The 16,605-nt window shown below is 68.7% G+C and carries 14 protein-coding genes; 2 read left to right on the plus strand and 12 right to left on the minus strand.

Going from position 1 to position 16,605, the window contains the following annotated elements:
- Positions 1-18: 18 nt before the first annotated feature.
- The 3 genes from nadD to ACFWBQ_RS33120 all read right to left on the minus strand — a co-directional run bounded on the left by nadD (position 19) and on the right by ACFWBQ_RS33120 (position 1,076).
- The gene (gene nadD, locus ACFWBQ_RS33110; protein WP_385505754.1) at positions 19-636 is read right to left on the minus strand and encodes a nicotinate-nucleotide adenylyltransferase; all 618 of its coding nucleotides are present in this window, start codon (positions 634-636) and stop codon (positions 19-21) included.
- 38 nt (positions 637-674) lie between these two features.
- Positions 675-839 (minus strand): hypothetical protein, encoded by a 165-nt coding sequence (locus ACFWBQ_RS33115; RefSeq protein ID WP_175420871.1) that lies wholly within the window; start codon positions 837-839, stop codon positions 675-677.
- An 84-nt stretch (positions 840-923) separates the two neighbouring features.
- Positions 924-1,076 (minus strand): hypothetical protein, encoded by a 153-nt coding sequence (locus tag ACFWBQ_RS33120; protein ID WP_385505757.1) that lies wholly within the window; start codon positions 1,074-1,076, stop codon positions 924-926.
- Between the two features lie 110 nt (positions 1,077-1,186).
- Here ACFWBQ_RS33120 and ACFWBQ_RS33125 point away from each other — a divergent pair, with 110 nt between their 5' ends.
- Positions 1,187-2,335, plus strand: a complete 1,149-nt coding sequence (locus ACFWBQ_RS33125) for a M48 family metallopeptidase (RefSeq protein ID WP_385505760.1) — start codon at positions 1,187-1,189, stop codon at positions 2,333-2,335.
- On the opposite strand, the gene ACFWBQ_RS33130 is transcribed toward ACFWBQ_RS33125, so the two are convergent.
- The 5 genes from ACFWBQ_RS33130 to proB form a co-directional block, all read right to left on the minus strand.
- Positions 2,265-3,386 carry a hypothetical protein gene (locus ACFWBQ_RS33130; RefSeq protein ID WP_385505763.1) on the minus strand — a complete coding sequence of 374 codons (1,122 nt, stop codon included), beginning with the start codon at positions 3,384-3,386 and terminating at the stop codon, positions 2,265-2,267. The genes ACFWBQ_RS33125 and ACFWBQ_RS33130 overlap by 71 nt on opposite strands.
- Positions 3,387-3,962: 576 nt before the next feature.
- Positions 3,963-4,556 carry a hypothetical protein gene (locus ACFWBQ_RS33135; protein ID WP_385505765.1) on the minus strand — a complete coding sequence of 198 codons (594 nt, stop codon included), beginning with the start codon at positions 4,554-4,556 and terminating at the stop codon, positions 3,963-3,965.
- 78 nt (positions 4,557-4,634) lie between these two features.
- Positions 4,635-5,918 (minus strand): glutamate-5-semialdehyde dehydrogenase, encoded by a 1,284-nt coding sequence (locus tag ACFWBQ_RS33140; protein ID WP_385505767.1) that lies wholly within the window; start codon positions 5,916-5,918, stop codon positions 4,635-4,637.
- A gap of 97 nt (positions 5,919-6,015) precedes the next feature.
- Positions 6,016-6,501 (minus strand): hypothetical protein, encoded by a 486-nt coding sequence (locus tag ACFWBQ_RS33145; protein ID WP_385505770.1) that lies wholly within the window; start codon positions 6,499-6,501, stop codon positions 6,016-6,018.
- Between the two features lie 127 nt (positions 6,502-6,628).
- Positions 6,629-7,747, minus strand: coding sequence for a glutamate 5-kinase (gene proB, locus ACFWBQ_RS33150; RefSeq protein ID WP_385505774.1), 1,119 nt, complete (start codon positions 7,745-7,747; stop codon positions 6,629-6,631).
- Positions 7,748-7,995: 248 nt separating this feature from the next.
- Here proB and ACFWBQ_RS33155 point away from each other — a divergent pair, with 248 nt between their 5' ends.
- Entirely contained in the window at positions 7,996-9,420 is a 1,425-nt protein-coding gene (locus tag ACFWBQ_RS33155) for a polysaccharide pyruvyl transferase family protein (RefSeq protein ID WP_385505775.1), read from the plus strand.
- 55 nt (positions 9,421-9,475) lie between these two features.
- Here ACFWBQ_RS33155 and ACFWBQ_RS33160 read toward each other — a convergent pair whose 3' ends face one another.
- The 4 genes from ACFWBQ_RS33160 to obgE all read right to left on the minus strand — a co-directional run bounded on the left by ACFWBQ_RS33160 (position 9,476) and on the right by obgE (position 16,538).
- On the minus strand, positions 9,476-10,705 hold the full coding sequence (locus tag ACFWBQ_RS33160; RefSeq protein ID WP_385505777.1) for a glycosyltransferase family 2 protein: 1,230 nt from the start codon (positions 10,703-10,705) through the stop codon (positions 9,476-9,478).
- Between the two features lie 218 nt (positions 10,706-10,923).
- A complete protein-coding gene (locus tag ACFWBQ_RS33165) occupies positions 10,924-13,023 on the minus strand; it encodes a hypothetical protein (RefSeq protein ID WP_385505778.1) in 2,100 nt (699 codons plus the stop codon).
- 226 nt (positions 13,024-13,249) lie between these two features.
- Positions 13,250-14,749 (minus strand): SDR family NAD(P)-dependent oxidoreductase, encoded by a 1,500-nt coding sequence (locus ACFWBQ_RS33170; protein WP_385505780.1) that lies wholly within the window; start codon positions 14,747-14,749, stop codon positions 13,250-13,252.
- Between the two features lie 352 nt (positions 14,750-15,101).
- Positions 15,102-16,538, minus strand: a complete 1,437-nt coding sequence (obgE, locus tag ACFWBQ_RS33175) for a GTPase ObgE (protein WP_385505781.1) — start codon at positions 16,536-16,538, stop codon at positions 15,102-15,104.
- Positions 16,539-16,605 lie beyond the last annotated feature (67 nt).

A 16,605-nucleotide genomic window follows, 5' to 3' on the forward strand; every position in this document is an offset into this window, starting at 1 on the left:
GGTGCCCCTCTCCGTGGCTCATTCGCCGCGGTACAGCTGGCGCTTGTCGATGTAGCGGACCACACCGTCCGGCACCAGGTACCAGACCGGATCCCCCTGCTGGACCCTCGCTCGGCAGTCTGTGGACGAGATCGCCAGTGCGGGTACCTCCACGAGCGAGACCCCGCCCTCGGGCAGTCCGTCGTCCGTGAGCACATGACCCGGCCGGGTCACACCGATGAAGTGGGAGAGCGAGAAGAGTTCTTCCGCGTCCCGCCAGGTGAGGATCTGGGACAGCGCGTCGGCGCCGGTGATGAAGAAGAGGTCCGCGTCGCCGTGGACCGCACGCAGGTCCCGAAGCGTATCGATCGTGTACGTCGGTCCGCCACGGTCGATGTCACTGCGACTGACCGAGAACTGCGGATTGGACGCCGTGGCGATGACCGTCATCAGGTAGCGGTCCTCGGCCGGGGACACGTGCTTGTGGCTCTTCTGCCACGGCTGCCCGGTCGGGACGAAGACGACCTCGTCGAGGTGGAAATGGGCGGCCACTTCGCTGGCCGCCACCAAGTGTCCGTGATGGATCGGGTCAAACGTCCCGCCCATCACACCGAGTTGGCGCTTGCCGCGGCCGGTAGGCACTTCCTGCTCTCCCATGCGTGCAGAGCCTACTGGCACAGCTGTTCGCCTCTGCCTCAGCGGTCTCGGTTGAAGCGCGTCGTGATCCACAGAAGCAGCAGGAGCGCGACGAGCGCACCGCCGCCGGTGAGGTACGGGCTGAGGCTTTCGTGGTTACCACCCTGCTCGCCGCCTTCGGAGGCGAGGGTGACCAGCTGGTGCGCGGTGCTCGTGAGGCTCATCTTCGGCAGGACCTATCGATCGGGAGTCGGAAGGAAGACGTCGCGGACATCGTATGCGGGCGCCTCGGGCACGCTCACGCCGACTCAGTCGTTGTTGTCGTCGTTGCGGTATCCGCGCAGCAGGAACCAGGCGAGCAGGGCAGCTCCGACGAGCGAGACGAGCAGCACGATGCGGAGCGTATTGCCGGGCCCCTGGTCCCCGGATACGGCAGCGAGCACTGCGACGGTGTACGGCATTTCGGGCGCTCCTCAAAGTTATCCACAGCCCCCCGCACACCGTAGCGCCAGCACCTACGCTGGGTTTTGTCAGGGGGACGAGCGACGTCTCGTACACACAGGGGGCATCCATGACCGACAACAGTCACGAGAGCGTGCCGAGCAGGCAGCGCAAGCGATTCCCGGGTATCTCCTCCCGGGCGTACGAACACCCGGCGGACCGCTCGGCCCTGGTGGCCCTGCGCAAGCTGACCGGTTTCGACACCGTGTTCAAGGCGCTCAGCGGGCTGCTCCCGGAGCGCAGCCTGCGGCTGCTTTTCCTGTCGGACTCCGTGCGGGTGAGCGACGCGCAGTTCACGCACCTCAACGACATGCTGCGGGACGCCTGTTACATCCTGGACCTGGAGAAGGTCCCACCCATGTACGTCAATCAGGACCCGCGGCCGAACGCCATGTGCATCGGTCTCGACGAGCCGATCATCGTGGTGACGACCGGCCTGGTGGAGCTGCTCGACGAGGAGGAGATGCGGGCGGTCGTGGGCCACGAGGTGGGCCACGCCCTCTCCGGTCACGCGGTGTACCGGACGATATTGCTCTTCCTCACCGGCCTCGCACTCAAGGTGGCCTGGATCCCGCTCGGCAATGTCGCGATCATGGCGATCGTGACGGCGCTGCGCGAGTGGTTCCGCAAGTCGGAGCTGTCCGCGGACCGGGCCGGACTTCTGGTCGGGCAGGACCAGCAGGCCTCGATGCGCGGTCTGATGAAGATCGCGGGCGGGAATCATCTCCATGAGATGAATGTGGACGCCTTCCTCGCCCAGGCCGACGAGTACGAGAAGGGCGGCGATCTGCGCGATTCCGTACTCAAGATCCTCAACGTGCTGCCCCGCTCCCACCCCTTCACCACCGTGCGGGCGGCCGAGCTGAAGAAGTGGTCGGAGACCCGCGACTACCAGCGGATCATGGACGGCCACTACCCCCGGCGTGACGAGGACAAGGACACCTCGGTGACGGATTCCTTCCGGGAGTCCGCGGCGCACTACGCGGACACGGTGCGCACCAGCAAGGACCCGCTGATGAAGCTCGTCGGGGACATCGCAGGCGGTGCAGGTGACCTGGGGGGCAAGCTCCGGGACAAGTTCACCGGGGCAAGCGGCGGGAGCAGCGGCGGCGGGGCAGCCGGCAAGGGCGGTGCCCCGTCCACGGACACTACGGACGGCTCCGATGGGACCTGGCGGCGTCCGGACCCTGAAGAGGGCTCAGGGACGGCAGGGAGCTGACCGCAAGCGTCCCGCACAGCGCCGCGGTGGGCAGGCCCGTGGCATACGGGTCCGTCCCGGCCGGACCTCGGGTGTCGGCCCGCTCACCGGCGAACAACGGACGCAGTGCGCCTGCCGCATCGGCGGAGCACGCCTGCGGCCCGGCCTGGACGTAGGCGCTCCGCACCTCCAGCCGGTGCAGCCGGAGGTCCTCCCGGTCCACGAGGAAATGCAGCTCGCGCCGCACGGTGAACAGCGAGGCGCCGTCCGCACGGTGGGGGCCGGATACGGCCGGTCGCAGGGCGTACGTGAAGGTGTGGTCGGACACCACCTCCAGGGTGTCCGACCCCGCTTCCGCGTAGGAGAGCGTGCCCTGGACCCGTGTCTCCGGATCCGCGAGTTCCACCTCGGCGGGGTCGAAGCGCACGAGCCAGCCCGTCGCCATGTGCTCGCCGTCCCCGTCGGGCGAGCTCATGCTCCGGTCGAACTGGGGTGTCTGGTCCGGGTCGATCAACCTCCCGACCGGCCGCACGATGCCACCGGTCAGCACATCGGGGTCGAGCGAGGACTCCACCAGGTAGTCCTTGACCGTGATCAGGGCCGTCGTCACCTGACTGTCCGAGAAGTTCTTCGTCCGCCGGACCGCCGGCAGGTTGATGCCCGATGCACCGGTCCGGAATTCCGCCGCCGGACCGGTGGCGAAGAGCGCGTCAGGAGTCCCGCCGGGCACGGCGCCCTGCGGGGCGAGAGGAATCAGAGTCGTCCGCAGGGGCTCGGCATGCCTGCCCGCGGGCTCCGGATAGGGGTTGCGGAAGCCCATGTAGACGGCAGCGGCGAAAGTGAGCGCGATCAGCACGACCAGGGCGACGGCGGCCCGGGAGCGCCGGCGCGCGGTGCGGCCGGGCAGGGAACGCACGGCGCGGGCGGGTTCGCCCATCCGTTCCTGGGCGGAGAATTCCTGCAGACGCGCAGCACGAACAAACGATTCGTCGAAGACGAGGGAGCGGTACTCGTCCTCACCTCCCGAGGAGTTCTCGGGAGGCCCTTCCGGCGGTTCTCCGCGGCCTGTCATGACTTCTCCCGATCTCCACGCCACCGGCGAGTGCGGGCGCTGGGGCCGCCTCAGCCGATAGGCATCGGGCGGACCTGTCCGTCACGGGTTCGACGCATGGACAAGTGAAGGGCCCTCTCCCCGGGGACGGGGACGGGAGGAGGGGTCACAGGTTCATACCTTCAGATTGGGTCGATCGTCATCAAGGTAAACGCCGTGCAGGTGGGAGCGCAGGCGGGGAGGCTCGCGGTTACGCCACCGGGTTACGCCTCCGGCAGCCGAACCGGATTGCCCCAACCGCGTGACGCCGGCCGCTGCGCACCGGAGGTTGCCGCCCGCCGGATGCTCCGGCGCGCCGGACGGTGCTGCTCCGAGGGCCGCGCGGACTGCCCCGTCGGCCCGCCGCACCGGTCTGCCGGGCACCCCGACCCGTGAAGCCACCGGCTCTCACCCCTGGCAACCGCACCACCGCGCGGGAACCACGACATTGCACCCGAACCGGGACACCCCACGCGCACCGCGACACCGCTCGGGAACCGAACAGCTGGACCGCCGGGACGAGCAACGCGACCGCATGGCGTCATCCGCAACTGCGGGTCACGGCGTGCGTGGGATCGCGGAGACCGCCGGGCGGGAGTAGTCGGCCGATGCGGAGGGGGCGACGCCGGGCTTGTCGACCCCGCTCGTCACCGGCGGCGGGACCCGGTCCTGCCGGTTGGCCGCAGCACCTCGATAGACGGCACTGAAAGCCAGCGCGACCATCCCGATACCCATCAGGAGGGCGAGCAGCCAAGCGACCGGCCGGTGCCAGCGCGCGGTGCCCCGGTAGGGGCGCAGAGCCCCGCCGTGACGCCCGTAGGGGCCGCTGTCGTCCTCGTAGTCACCGTCGGGGCCGTCCAGGTCGCATAGGTCCCCGAAAGCCCGCTCGCGGCCGTACAGGCCGTCCGGCCCGTCGTCGTAGAGGTCGTCGTCCATGGCAGCGCCGCGCGAACGCGCCTTGGCCGCCTCGGCCTCGGCGCGGTCCTGCGCGGCAGCGAGCAGACGCTCGACCGCAGTGGGTTCATGGATCTCGGCGGACCGTACGAAGTCCTCGTCGAACACCACGGAGGCGAAGTCCTCGTCCGCGCCCCCGCGGTCGTCGTCGGGCTCCCAGCCGTCCGGGAACGGCCTGCCCCCCACGTCGTCCGGCACAGCTTCAGCGTAGCCGCGGCGGGGCGTTTTGGGCAGAGAGCCCACAGATTCACCCGCCCCGCCCCGGGCATGCCGGGGCTACCGGATGTGGCCGTCGCCGGTGACGATGTACTTCGTCGAGGTCAGCTCCGGCAGCCCCATGGGCCCGCGGGCGTGCAGCTTCTGCGTGGAGATGCCGATCTCGGCGCCGAAGCCGAACTGCCCGCCGTCCGTGAAGCGCGTGGAGGCGTTCACGGCGACGGTCGTGGAATCCACCAACTGGGTGAACCGGCGGGCCGCTGCCTGTGACGTGGTCACGATCGCCTCGGTGTGGCCCGATGACCAGAGCCGGATGTGCGCCACGGCCGCCTCCAGCGACTCCACGACGGCCGCCGCGATGTCGTACGAGAGGTACTCGGTCTCCCAGTCCTCCGGCGTCGCCGCCACGACGGTGGCCTTGGACCCCTCCGCGTGCTCCAGCACCCGTTCGTCACCGTGCACGGTGACCCCGGCCTCGGCCAGCGCCTCCAGGGCCCGCGGCAGGAAGTCCGCGGCGATGTCCTTGTGGACCAGGAGCGTCTCGGCGGAGTTGCAGACACTCGGGCGCTGCGCCTTGGAGTTGATCAGGATCTCGACGGCCATGTCGAGATCCGTCTGCGCATCCACGTACACATGGCAGTTGCCGGTGCCGGTCTCGATGACGGGGACGGTGGACTCCTCCACGACGGTACGGATCAGCGAGGCGCCGCCGCGCGGGATCAGTACGTCGACCAGGCCGCGGGCGCGCATCAGTTCGCGTACCGAATCGCGGTTCTCCCCCGGAACCAGCTGCACCGCGTCGGCCGGGAGGCCCGACCCGCCCACTGCGTCCCGCAGCACCCGCACGAGGGCGCTGTTGGAGGCGTACGCGGAGGACGAACCGCGCAGCAGCACGGCGTTCCCCGACTTCAGGCAGAGGGCCGCGGCGTCGACCGTCACATTGGGCCGGGCCTCGTAGATGATGCCGACCACGCCGAGCGGTACCCGCACCTGGCGAAGGTCGATGCCGTTGGGGAGGGTGGATCCGCGTACCACTTCGCCGACCGGGTCGGGCAGGGCCGCCACATCGCGCACATCGGCGGCGATCGCGCGGATCCGCTCGGGAGTAAGGGTGAGCCGGTCGACGATCGACTCGCTCGTACCGGCCTCGCGTGCGCGCTCGACGTCCTCGGCGTTGGCCGCGACGATCTCGCTGGTACGCACCTCGAGCGCGTCCGCGATCGCCAGCAGCGCATCGTCCTTCGCCGAGCGCGGCAGCGGTGCGATGTCGGCGGCGGCAGCGCGTGCCCGGTAGGCGGCCCGGGCGACCGGGGACATGTTGTCGTACGGCGAAAGCGTGGTCATGCCCGCAGGGTAGTGCGCACACTGCGGGCATCCGTCACGTATCCCGTGATGCGAGACAAGCACCCTGGTACCTGTGCACCCTGCAACGTACGCCCGGTCAGTACGGGTGCACCCCGACCGGGGCCGCCGGTGGTGGGCCGTAGCCCTCGGCGATGCGCTGGTGGTACGTCTCCCGGTCGATGACCTCCAGGCCGACGATCTCCCATGGCGGGAGCCTGGCACTCGATCTGTGTTCACCCCACAGCCGCAGCGCAACCGCGGCCGCGTCGTGGAGGTCGCGCGCCTCTTCCCAGTAGCGGATCTCCGCATGGTCGTTGGCATACCGGCTGGTCAGCAGGAACGGATGGTCGTGCGCCAGCTGTTCCAGGCCGCGTCTGACCTCCTTCAGCGGGGTCTCGCTGCCGGAGACGCTGAGGGTGATGTGCCACAGCTTCGACTGGGTCCGCTCCTCGTCCGTCACCACCGGTTCCTGCTCGAGGGTCTGGTCGGTGCGCGGACCGCCGAAATCGGCCCCTGCTCCGACGCTGGTCAGGGCGCGACTGCCCGTTCCGCGGGGCAGCGCCCCCGGGCGCGCTCGTCTCACCGGCGGCCTCCTGTGAATGTAGCTGTGCTGACCCCTTGTATCCCCGTGACAAAGTTGACCAGTCCGGGGCCGGGTGTGGGGCGGTTTTGGTGAAGGTCTCTGCCCGAAGGCTGGACTTTCAGCCGTTTCAGGGGCTGAGGCGGGGTGTGAGGACGACGAGATCGTCCCTGTGTACGACCTCGCGCTCGTAGGAGGGGCCGAGTTCCCGTGCCAGGTCGCGGGTGGAGCGGCCGAGCAGCTGGGGGATCTCCTTGGCATCGAAGTTGACGAGCCCCCGGGCGACGGCCCGGCCGGCGACATCGCGCAGTTCCACCGGGTCCCCCGCGGAGAACTCGCCCTCGACGGCGGAGATTCCGGCCGGCAGCAGTGAGGTACGGCGCTCGACGACGGCCTGGACGGCTCCGTCGTCCAGGGTCAGCGCGCCCTGCGGGGTCGATGCGTGGGCCAGCCAGAGCAGCCGGTCGGCCGAACGGCGCCCGGTGCGGTGGAAGTACGTACCGGTGTCGCGGCCCGCGAGGGCGTCCGCGATCCGGCTCGCGGAAGTGAGGACGACGGGGACTCCGGCGGCGGTGGCGATCCGTGCGGCCTCGATCTTGGTGACCATGCCTCCGGTGCCGACGCCGGCCTTGCCCGCGCTGCCGATCGTGACGCCTTCCAGATCCGCGGGTCCGCTCACCTCGGCGATGCGGGAGGTGCCGGGGGTGCTGGGGTCACCGTCGTAGAGACCGTCCACGTCGGAGAGGAGGACCAGGAGATCGGCATGGACGAGATGGGCGACGAGCGCGGCGAGCCGGTCGTTGTCGCCGAACCGGATCTCGTCGGTGGCCACGGTGTCGTTCTCGTTGACGACGGGGAACGCACCCATCTCCAGGAGCTGGTCGAGCGTGCTGTACGCGTTGCGGTAGTGAGCGCGCCGGCTCGTGTCGTCGGCGGTGAGGAGCACCTGGCCGACGCGTACGCCGTAGCGGGCGAAGGACGCGGTGTAGCGGGCGACGAGCAGGCCCTGCCCGACGCTGGCCGCGGCCTGCTGGCGGGCCAGGTCCTTGGGTCTGCGGACGAGTCCGAGGGGGGCGAGTCCGGCGGCGATGGCTCCGCTGGAGACCAGAACGATCTCGCGCTCCCCGCCACTCCTGACCTTCGCGAGTACATCGACGAGGGCATCGACCCGGTCGGCGTCGAGGCCGCCGGACGCCGTGGTGAGCGAGGAGGATCCGACCTTGACCACGATCCTGCGGGCGTCGGTCACGCCCGGCCTTCGCTCCGCGCCGTCCCCGGAGGGTGTGCGGAGTGCGCCTTCGGAATCCCTTGCCCCTGACACGTACGCCTGTCCCCATCACGTCGTCCTGCTCGGTGCCCACAATCTACGCGAGGAGGCCGGAGCAGCGCTGTGCCGTCTCAGCGCGGCCGGACCGCACTGCGCCGCCCTCGGACAAGCCACCGAAAAGAGCCATTTACGTAATCTCCACCGGTCATTCATCCGGCTACGCTTTACGCGTGACAGATGAACCTTCCCGCCAGAGACGCATTCTTCTCAGATCGGGCAAAAGCCCCTTCGATGTGGCCTCACTCGAACAATCCCTCCACAGAGATGTCTTCGCGACCAACGCAGGCAACTTGATCTTCAGCGACGCGGCGCACAAGATTCTGACGACTCCGCGGGCAGAGGTCTTCTCCAACGGGATCCGGACGGACCCTTCGGCCGCCGAGCGCATAAACGAGGAGTACGACGCGTTCGTCGTACCCCTGGCCAACGCCTTCCGCCCGACCTTCGAGCGGCCGCTGAAGCGAATGACGCAGCTGATCAAGAAGCTGCGCATTCCCGTCGTCGTTCTGGGTGTCGGCGCGCAGGCCTCCCTGGGCTACGACGCGTCCCGGCTGAAGCCCATGGAGCCGACCGTCAGGGAATTCGTCACAGAGGTACTCAACCGCAGCGCGTCCATCGGCGTGCGGGGTGAGTTCACCGAGCAGTACCTCAAGGACATGGGTTTCCGGGACGTCGAGGTCATCGGCTGCCCCTCCATGTTCATGAACGGCGAGACCTTCCAGGTCGAGAAGAAGACCGAGGCACTGACCGCGGATTCGCTCATCTCGGTGAACGGCTCGCACAGCGCCGTACGGTCGCACGGCCTCGACGCCATCATCCGGCAGGCCCACGAGCGCTATCCGCATCTGCGGTTCATCGGACAGAACCTGCTCGAGGCCCAGCTGCTCCACTGGCGGGAGACGCCGAACCCGATCGGCGCCCAGACCTCGATGCCGACCCACCCGTCCCACCCCATGTACCGCGAGGGCAAGGTCAGGCTCTACGTCGACCCGGCCACCTGGATCAACGAACTGCGCGCGTACGACTTCTCGTTCGGCTCCCGCATCCACGGCAACATCGCGGCACTGCTGGCCGGTGTACCGAGCACCGTGCTCTGCAGCGACTCCCGCACCCTCGAGCTGTGCAGGTACTTCGGCATCCCGCACCGCAAGATCTCCGAGACCCCCAGGGACATCGACCCCGCAGAGCTGTACGCGGCGGCCGATTTCGGTGAGCTCGTGGACGGCCACAAGGAACGCTTCCTCCGCTTCACCGGCTTCATGGAGAAGAACGGCCTGGAGAACACGTTCACGCACGGCGACAGCGGCGCGGCCTTCGACGCACAGCTGGCCAAGCTCACCTTCCCGCCCGCCGCGCGCCCGTGGATCGACAGTGATCCCGAGTCGTTGGGCAGCCGGTTCAGCTGGATGCAGAGCCGCATGGAGGAACTCACCGCGCAGAACACCATGTTGAGGAGCCAACTCGACAGGAAGAGCAATCAGGTCAGCGTCAAGGTGCAGGCGGGTGACGGCACAGCCGCCTGGCCGTCCGCCTATCGGCGCGCTCGGCGCGTGGTAGGCCGTCCCGTCAGAAAGCTGCTGCGCCCCGAGCAGTGACGGAGGGCATGTCCACTGCCGCACCGGAGCCGCGCGGCCGCACCCCCGCGCGGGCTCAGACCTTGTGCGCCCGCCGCGGCATGCGCAGGGTGTCCCGGGCCACCCTGCGGGCCTTGCGCGCCAGCCGCCGCACGAGGGCGGCAGTGGACCGGGTCACCGGCGGTACCTCGGTCCTCCCGCTGGCGAACCGTTCGGTCACGGTCACCTCGTACGCCGAGTCGGGCAGCCCCGCACCCTCCCCGAAGTGCGGATAGGACAGGTACAGCCGCGCCCTGGGGCCCTTGCGGACAGCCTTCGGCTCGTGCTTGTCCTTGATGAACTGCAGGATGTCCAGGAGCAGATCGAGCCGGCCCTTCGACACGCAGATCATCCGCAACCGCTCCTGGACCCTGAGGCGGCCGGCCATCCCCTCCGACCAGTAGGCCTCCAGCAGCGGGGCGCCCAGTTCCATCTTCTTCCTGCGTACGGCCTCGGACTGCTTCAGGAGTACGGGGCCGAACTGCGGGAGCAGTGTGACGACGAACGGCCTGACCATCAGGGCGTCCCGCCGGGGCCCCGGCGGGACGTGAGCGGCGATGAGTCCCATCAGTGCGCGGGCCGAGTCGAAGCGCAGCAGGTAACTGCCGCTCTTCGTCACGTGCTTGCCGTCGTCCCGGCCGACCAGGTAGTAGCAGGTGTGGTCGGCGACGACGGAGACACCGTTGCCCCGCAGATACGCCTCCATGGTGAAGAGCGCGTCCTCACCGGTCTTCAGTCCCTCGTCGAATGCCATCCCGAACCGCACGAGGAGTTCCCGCCGGAACAGCTTCTGGGCACTCAGAGTGAATTTGATGTTGGACGAATGGACGTCGGTCCGTTCGACCGTTTCCTTCCACATCGACTTCGGGGCACCGCGGTTGACTCCGACGACCTTCCCCAGCACCACATCCGTGCCGGCCCGGTCACCCATCGCGACCATTCGCTCCAGGGCCTCCTCGCCGAAGTAGTCGTCCGCGTCGAGGAAGAAGACGTACCGGCCGCGAGCCAGTCCGAGGCCGACATTGCGCGGGCCGCTGGGCCCGCCCGAGTTCTCCTGGCGGACGACACGCATGTCGATCGCGGTCCTGGCGGCGAATTCCTCCAGGTACTCCCCGGTCCCGTCCGTGGAGCCGTCGTCGACGGCGATGATCTCCATACGTCCGGCGGGCAGCGTCTGCGCTTCGACGGATTCCAGGCAGCGGATCAAATAGGGCATCGCCTCATAAGCCCCGATTATGACGCTGACATCTGGCGTGCTGCTGCTCATCGCTCCCCGGTCTGTACATATCCGTATCAATCAGGAGAAACGATAGAGCTTCGTTCGAACACCTGCTCTGTGCACGGACACGCCGAACGGCCCGTACGTTCCCCTCCCGAAGGTGGAGACGGACGGGCCGTTGAGTAGGTTGCGTCGCCATCCGGACGACTTTCGAACATCTGGATGACGGCTGGATTACATCTGTTGGCCGGTACTACATCCGGCCGTCAGCGGGCCACCGTGGGACCTGCACCGATACCCGTGTCGGCCTCCGAGACGGCCGTCGCATCGGGATCGGCCGCGGCCGCTGCCTCGGCAGCGTTCTCCAGCGCACCGTCCCCGGCGCCACTGGAAGCGGCCTCGGGGTCGGGCAGGGGGGCGGGCTGCTCCCCGATGCGCTGTCGGACGCCCGCGTTGCGCGCCTCCGCCTTGGCGGCGAGCGTCCGCACGGCCGCGTCGAACCGCTCCAGGGAGGTCGGCTCGTCCGGGCCCAGCAGATAGCTCTTCAGCTCGCGACGGGCATCGGTCAGCGGATCCGCCTGCGCATCGGCGACCGCGTTCAGCAGCTCCCCGATCTCCTCGGCGCTGTTGGAAAGGACGACAGCGGCCCGCACGGCGGTGTTCTGGCGCTTGAACTCCTCCGTGCCGAGCGCCGCCGAGTCCGTGACCGCGTACGGCTTGCCGCTCGCGATGAAGTCGGACACCACACTGGAGATGTCCGAAACCATGGCATCGGCCTGGTTGAAGCAGTCGTACAGCTTCGGCTGCGAGCCGGTCACCGTCCGGTGCTCCCACCAGCCGAAGGAACGCCAGTACGCGTCGTTCCACCCGGCCCGCAGGGTGGCCATCTCGGCCTGGCGTGCCGGGTCGGCGAGCGAGACCCGCGACTCCTCCGACTCGTCGCCGCCGGCCCGGCCGGGCTGAGCCAGCTCGTCCAGCCGTGCCTCGACCCGCGTCAGCTCGGCCTTCGCCGCGCGCTGATCCGCAGCGGCCTTCCCGGCTTCCCCGGCCCAGCGGGGGTCGGCGGCGCGCTCCTGGGCCGCCTTGGCGATACGGGCCACGATCCGGGCGTGGACGGCCTTGGCCTTGGCGCTGCGGATGCCGGTGAAGGGGTGCGGCTTGTAGACGACCCGGACAGGCTTGTCCGCCTCGAGCAGCCGGCGGACGATGTTCTCACCGGCCAGCAGGAGGGAGGTGTTGCCGGGGTTGTCGTCCCAGCCTTCCCAGGTCGGGGCGTACAGCACCGTCGGAATGGGGTTCCTCGCGGTGCCGCTCCAGCTCGTGATGGGTGCCAGCTGCGGACGTCCGACCTCGACGATGTCCTCGTCGCGGATGCCGACGTCGGCCAGTGCGTACCGGTCGCGGCCCGCCCGGCCGGCCGTCCACACCTCGTCGTACACCTTGGAGTACGGGTTGACGCTGGCCAGCTTGTCGCTGTCGCCGTGCCCGATGAAGACGTGCTTCATCGTCGGGACGCGCAGCATGTGGATGTTCTTGCCGACGTTGGCCGGATACAGGCAGACCCGGACAGTGGCGAGGTCCAGATTCATCAGGTGTGTACCCGCGGGGATGCAGACCACGGGTACGGAGGTCTCGCCGAGCAGGGACACCAGGGTGCGCTCCCGCATGACGATCAGCGGACGCCCCTCGATGCCGGCCATGGTGTCCAGCCACATGTTGACCTGGTACGCCGACTCGTTGGAGCCGGAGAAGTACAGCACGACGGTTGGCTGGTATTCGCCCAGCCAGGTGTCCAGGGCCTTGAGCACGGCGGGGGTCGTCGGCACCCGGCGGGCCCGGCGCAGATACGGGACGAGCAGGACGTTGTAGACGACGGCCAGCAGCACCGTGACCCCGGCGCCGACGAACCCGAAGATGTCCTGGCCCGTTCCGGCGGCGATCAGGATGCCGACCACTGCGGGGATGTCCAGGTGGAGCATCTTCTCGGCGGAGCGGTGCAGCAGCCTGCGCGGCGGGGCGTCGGCGATCCGGACGGCGTGCAGGTCCACATTGCGGGTGACGATCGGCATGGTGCGGCGCAGCCGGATGAGGGTCGTCAGGGCGCCGTGCGGTGCCTGGAGGCCGTAGAAGACGAGGAAGCAGGCGACCGCCGCGTAGAAGAGCGGTTCCTCCGCGAGATCCAGCCGCGCCAGCAACAGGATGATCATCAACTGGCGGAGCAGGAAGCGGATGGGCAGCCCCGCCCGCACCTTGCCGAGCCGGTTGACCAGATAGCTCCCGCGCTGGTGCAGGTACCAGTCCGAGATGTACGTGACAGCCGTGGCCGCCGCGAAGAACCAGATATCGGGGAGAAGCGCGGCGATCATGACGCAGGGGTATCCCAGCGTCATCAGTATTGCTGCCGCCAGTTCTGACCGACTGCCCACACGGGCCAGGCGAATGGCTGTCGAAATCACGAAGAACCTGCTCCAGGGGGTGCCGGTTGTTTCACGTATTGAGGGAAATGTGAAGATTCGGCTTCACGCACTCGGGCCTCTGTAGTCGCGTTTTAGCGACAACAGAGGCCCGTTAAAGTACATTTGTCAAGAATTATTACACATCTTCCTGACGGTCCAGCACCGAGGCCAGAGCCTGCTCGAATCCGGAGGATTCGGCGACATCACGCGTCGGGTCCTGCTGGCGTACGTCGATGACATGACCCGTCATCGCCGAGAGCAGGACGTCCAGCGAGGTGCGCGCCACCGCTTCGGAGGAGAGCAGCGAGCCTTCCGGCTCCTGCCCGAACGCCTTGGTCCGCATCGGGGTCGCGGTGCGCTCCGGGTTCACACAGTTGACCCGGATCCCGTCGCCGGCCCACTCGTCCGCCAGCGCCTGGGTGAGGTTCACCATGGCGGCCTTGGTGGAGGAGTAGAGGCTGTACTCGGCGCGGCCACGGGTGTAGCTGCTGGAGGTGTAGAGCAGCAACTGGCCCTTGGTCTCAGCCAGGTACTTGTACGAGGCGCGGGCGATCTGGACGGGCGCCAGGTAGTTGACGTTCAGCGCTTCCTGGATCGTCGTGTTGTCGGTCTCGGCCAGCTTGCCGATGCGCAGCACGCCTGCGGTGTTGATCACGTAGTCGACGCGACCGGTCTCCGCGTACGCCTTGGAGAGCGCGTCGTCCACGTGCTCCGGGTTCTCGACGTGGGTACCGGTGGTGGAACGGCCCAGCGCGTACACGCTGGCGCCGTACTGCTCGGCCAGTGCGGCGATGTCCGCGCCGATCCCGTACGAACCGCCGAAGACGACCAGGGTCTTGCCCGAGAGCAGCTCGCGATAGGCGGCCTCGTCGGCCTGGCGCGGGGCTGCGGTGGAGGCCAGCTGGAAGAGCTTGTCGGTGATGAAGACGTCGACCGGCTGGGTCACCTTCATGTTGTACTCGTCGCCCGCGACGACGTAGATCGGCACGTCGGGGAGATACCGCAGAACCACCGAACAGTCGTCGGTGGCCTGGAAGTTCGGGTCGCCCGCCGCGATCGCGTACGCCTTGCGGATCGTGGAGAGCTTGAAGGCCTGCGGGGTCTGGCCGCGGCGCAGCCGGGACCGGTCCGGGACCTCGGTGATGAATTCCCCGTCCTCGCCGTGCGTACGGGTCACGATGATCGTGTCCGCGGACGGGATGGCGACGTCGACGGCCTGGTAGCGGTCGAGGGCGTCGACACAGTCCGTGATGACGCGCTGTGACAGAAGGGGACGGACCGCGTCATGGAAGAGGACGTTGCGGTCCTCGCCCTCCGCGAGCCCCTCGCCGAGGGCCGCGATGGCCCGCTCGGTGGTCTCGTTGCGGGTGTTGCCACCTTCGATGATCTTGACGACCTTGGTCAGCCCGGCCTTGGCGACGATCTTCTCGACGTCGGGCACGAAGCCCGGCGCCATCAGCACGATGACATCGTCGATGCCCTCGGCGTTCTCGAAGATGGACAGCGTGTGCTCGATGACTGCCTTACCGGCGATCTTCAGCAGTTGCTTGGGGATCGCCAGCCCCACGCGCTGACCGGTACCACCGGCGAGCACGACCGCTGTGGTCCGGGGCTTGGCTTCATGCGGCACAGACACAGACGACCTACCTTGCGATGACAGGGGGGAACAGTGTGATGGTCGCACTCTCCGTGACCGTCTCGCAAGGCGGACGCCTACCGCTGCTCGCCTCCGGGAAACCCGCAGTTCACCGCCTGGCCAGGGAGGTTGGGCTCCACTGGGCCCCTGCATGGAGTGACGGACTCCACAGACGAGTTACGCAATCCGCACATCGTCAGCCACTGGGCCGCCGCTACCTGGCAGTTCCCTGTGAAACCGGGCGCCCGCCATGCGGAGGGCGCCCGGCCGGGGGTCTGTCGTTCGGATCGGGCCGGATCAGGGAGCCGAGCCCCGCGAGCCCGGCATGATCCGAGCGAGAGGCCCGAGGTGCCTAGAAGGGGTTGAACTCGTTGTACTCGCGCTGCGCCTCGTCGCGATCGGTCTCCCGCTCGCGGCGGCGCTGCTCGGCGGGCCGCGGCGCCTCGAGACGGTGGTCCTCGCCACGGCGGCCCAGCATCTCCGCGCCCGCCGTCATGGTCGGCTCCCAGTCGAAGACGACTGCGTTCTCCTCGGGCCCGATGGCCACGCCGTCACCGGCCTGGGCGCCCGCCTTGCGCAGCGCGTCCTCGACACCGAGACGGTTGAGCCGGTCCGCGAGGTAGCCGACGGCCTCGTCGTTGTTGAAGTCGGTCTGGCTGATCCAGCGCTCGGGCTTCTCGCCGCGCACGCGGTAGATGCCCTCGTCGTCCCTCTTCACCGTGAAGCCCGTGTCGTCGACGGCCTTGGGACGGATGACGACCCGGGTCGACTCCTCCTTCGGCTTCGTGGCGCGCGCCTCGGCGATGATCCCGCCAAGGGCGTACGACAGCTCGTTCAGGCCCTTGTGCGCGATGGCCGAGACCTCGAAGACACGGTAGCCACGCGCTTCCAGGTCCGGGCGGATCATGTCGGCGAGGTCCTGGCCGTCCGGGATGTCGACCTTGTTGAGCGCGACGATGCGCGGCCGGTTCTCGAGGCCGCCGTACAGCCGCAGCTCCTCCTCGATCATGTCGAGGTCGGAGACGGGGTCACGGTCCGACTCGAGCGTCGCGGTGTCCAGGACGTGTACGAGGACGGAGCAGCGCTCGACGTGCCGCAGGAACTCCAGGCCGAGGCCCTTGCCCTGGCTGGCGCCCGGGATGAGCCCGGGGACGTCCGCGATGGTGTAGACGGTCGAGCCCGCGGTGACGACGCCCAGGTTGGGTACGAGCGTCGTGAACGGGTAGTCCGCGATCTTCGGCTTGGCGGCGGAGAGCACCGAGATCAGCGAGGACTTGCCGGCGCTCGGGTAGCCGACGAGAGCGACGTCGGCGACGGTCTTGAGCTCCAGGACGACGTCCCGGCTCGTCCCGGGCTCACCGAGCAGCGCGAAACCGGGCGCCTTGCGGCGCGCAGAAGCCAGCGCGGCGTTGCCGAGGCCGCCGCGGCCGCCCTGGCCCGCGACGAAGGTGGTGCCCTGGCCGACCATGTCCGCCAGGACGTTGCCGTCCCCGTCGAGGACGACGGTGCCGTCCGGGACGGGCAGCACGAGGTCCTGGCCGTCCTTGCCGGAGCGGTTGTCACCCGCACCGGGCTGGCCGTTCGTGGCCTTGCGGTGGGGGCTGTGGTGATAGTCCAGCAGCGTGGTGACGGCCTGCTCGACGACGAGGATCACGTCGCCTCCGCGTCCGCCGTTGCCCCCGTCGGGGCCGCCCAGCGGCTTGAACTTCTCACGGTGAACGGAGGCGCAGCCGTGGCCTCCGTTACCCGCGGCGGCATGCAGCTCGACGCGGTCCACGAAGGTGGTCATGGTTGGTGCCTCCAGGTAATGCGGATAAATACAGGAATGTCTCTAGACGTAACGCGCCGAGGGCGGA

The organism is Streptomyces sp. NPDC060035, from assembly GCF_042736635.1.
Taxonomy (GTDB): Bacteria; Actinomycetota; Actinomycetes; order Streptomycetales; family Streptomycetaceae; genus Streptomyces.

Excerpts from the sequence above, each read along its gene's own strand:
- nadD (WP_385505754.1), bottom strand. The coding sequence starts at position 636 with ATGGGAGAGCAGGAAGTGCCTACCGGCCGCGGCAAGCGCCAACTCGGT.
- ACFWBQ_RS33115 (WP_175420871.1), bottom strand. The coding sequence starts at position 839 with ATGAGCCTCACGAGCACCGCGCACCAGCTGGTCACCCTCGCCTCCGAA.
- ACFWBQ_RS33120 (WP_385505757.1), bottom strand. The coding sequence starts at position 1,076 with ATGCCGTACACCGTCGCAGTGCTCGCTGCCGTATCCGGGGACCAGGGG.
- ACFWBQ_RS33125 (WP_385505760.1), top strand. The coding sequence starts at position 1,187 with ATGACCGACAACAGTCACGAGAGCGTGCCGAGCAGGCAGCGCAAGCGA.
- ACFWBQ_RS33130 (WP_385505763.1), bottom strand. The coding sequence starts at position 3,386 with ATGACAGGCCGCGGAGAACCGCCGGAAGGGCCTCCCGAGAACTCCTCG.
- ACFWBQ_RS33140 (WP_385505767.1), bottom strand. The coding sequence starts at position 5,918 with ATGACCACGCTTTCGCCGTACGACAACATGTCCCCGGTCGCCCGGGCC.
- ACFWBQ_RS33160 (WP_385505777.1), bottom strand. The coding sequence starts at position 10,705 with ATGAGCAGCAGCACGCCAGATGTCAGCGTCATAATCGGGGCTTATGAG.
- ACFWBQ_RS33165 (WP_385505778.1), bottom strand. The coding sequence starts at position 13,023 with ATGATCGCCGCGCTTCTCCCCGATATCTGGTTCTTCGCGGCGGCCACG.
- obgE (WP_385505781.1), bottom strand. The coding sequence starts at position 16,538 with ATGACCACCTTCGTGGACCGCGTCGAGCTGCATGCCGCCGCGGGTAAC.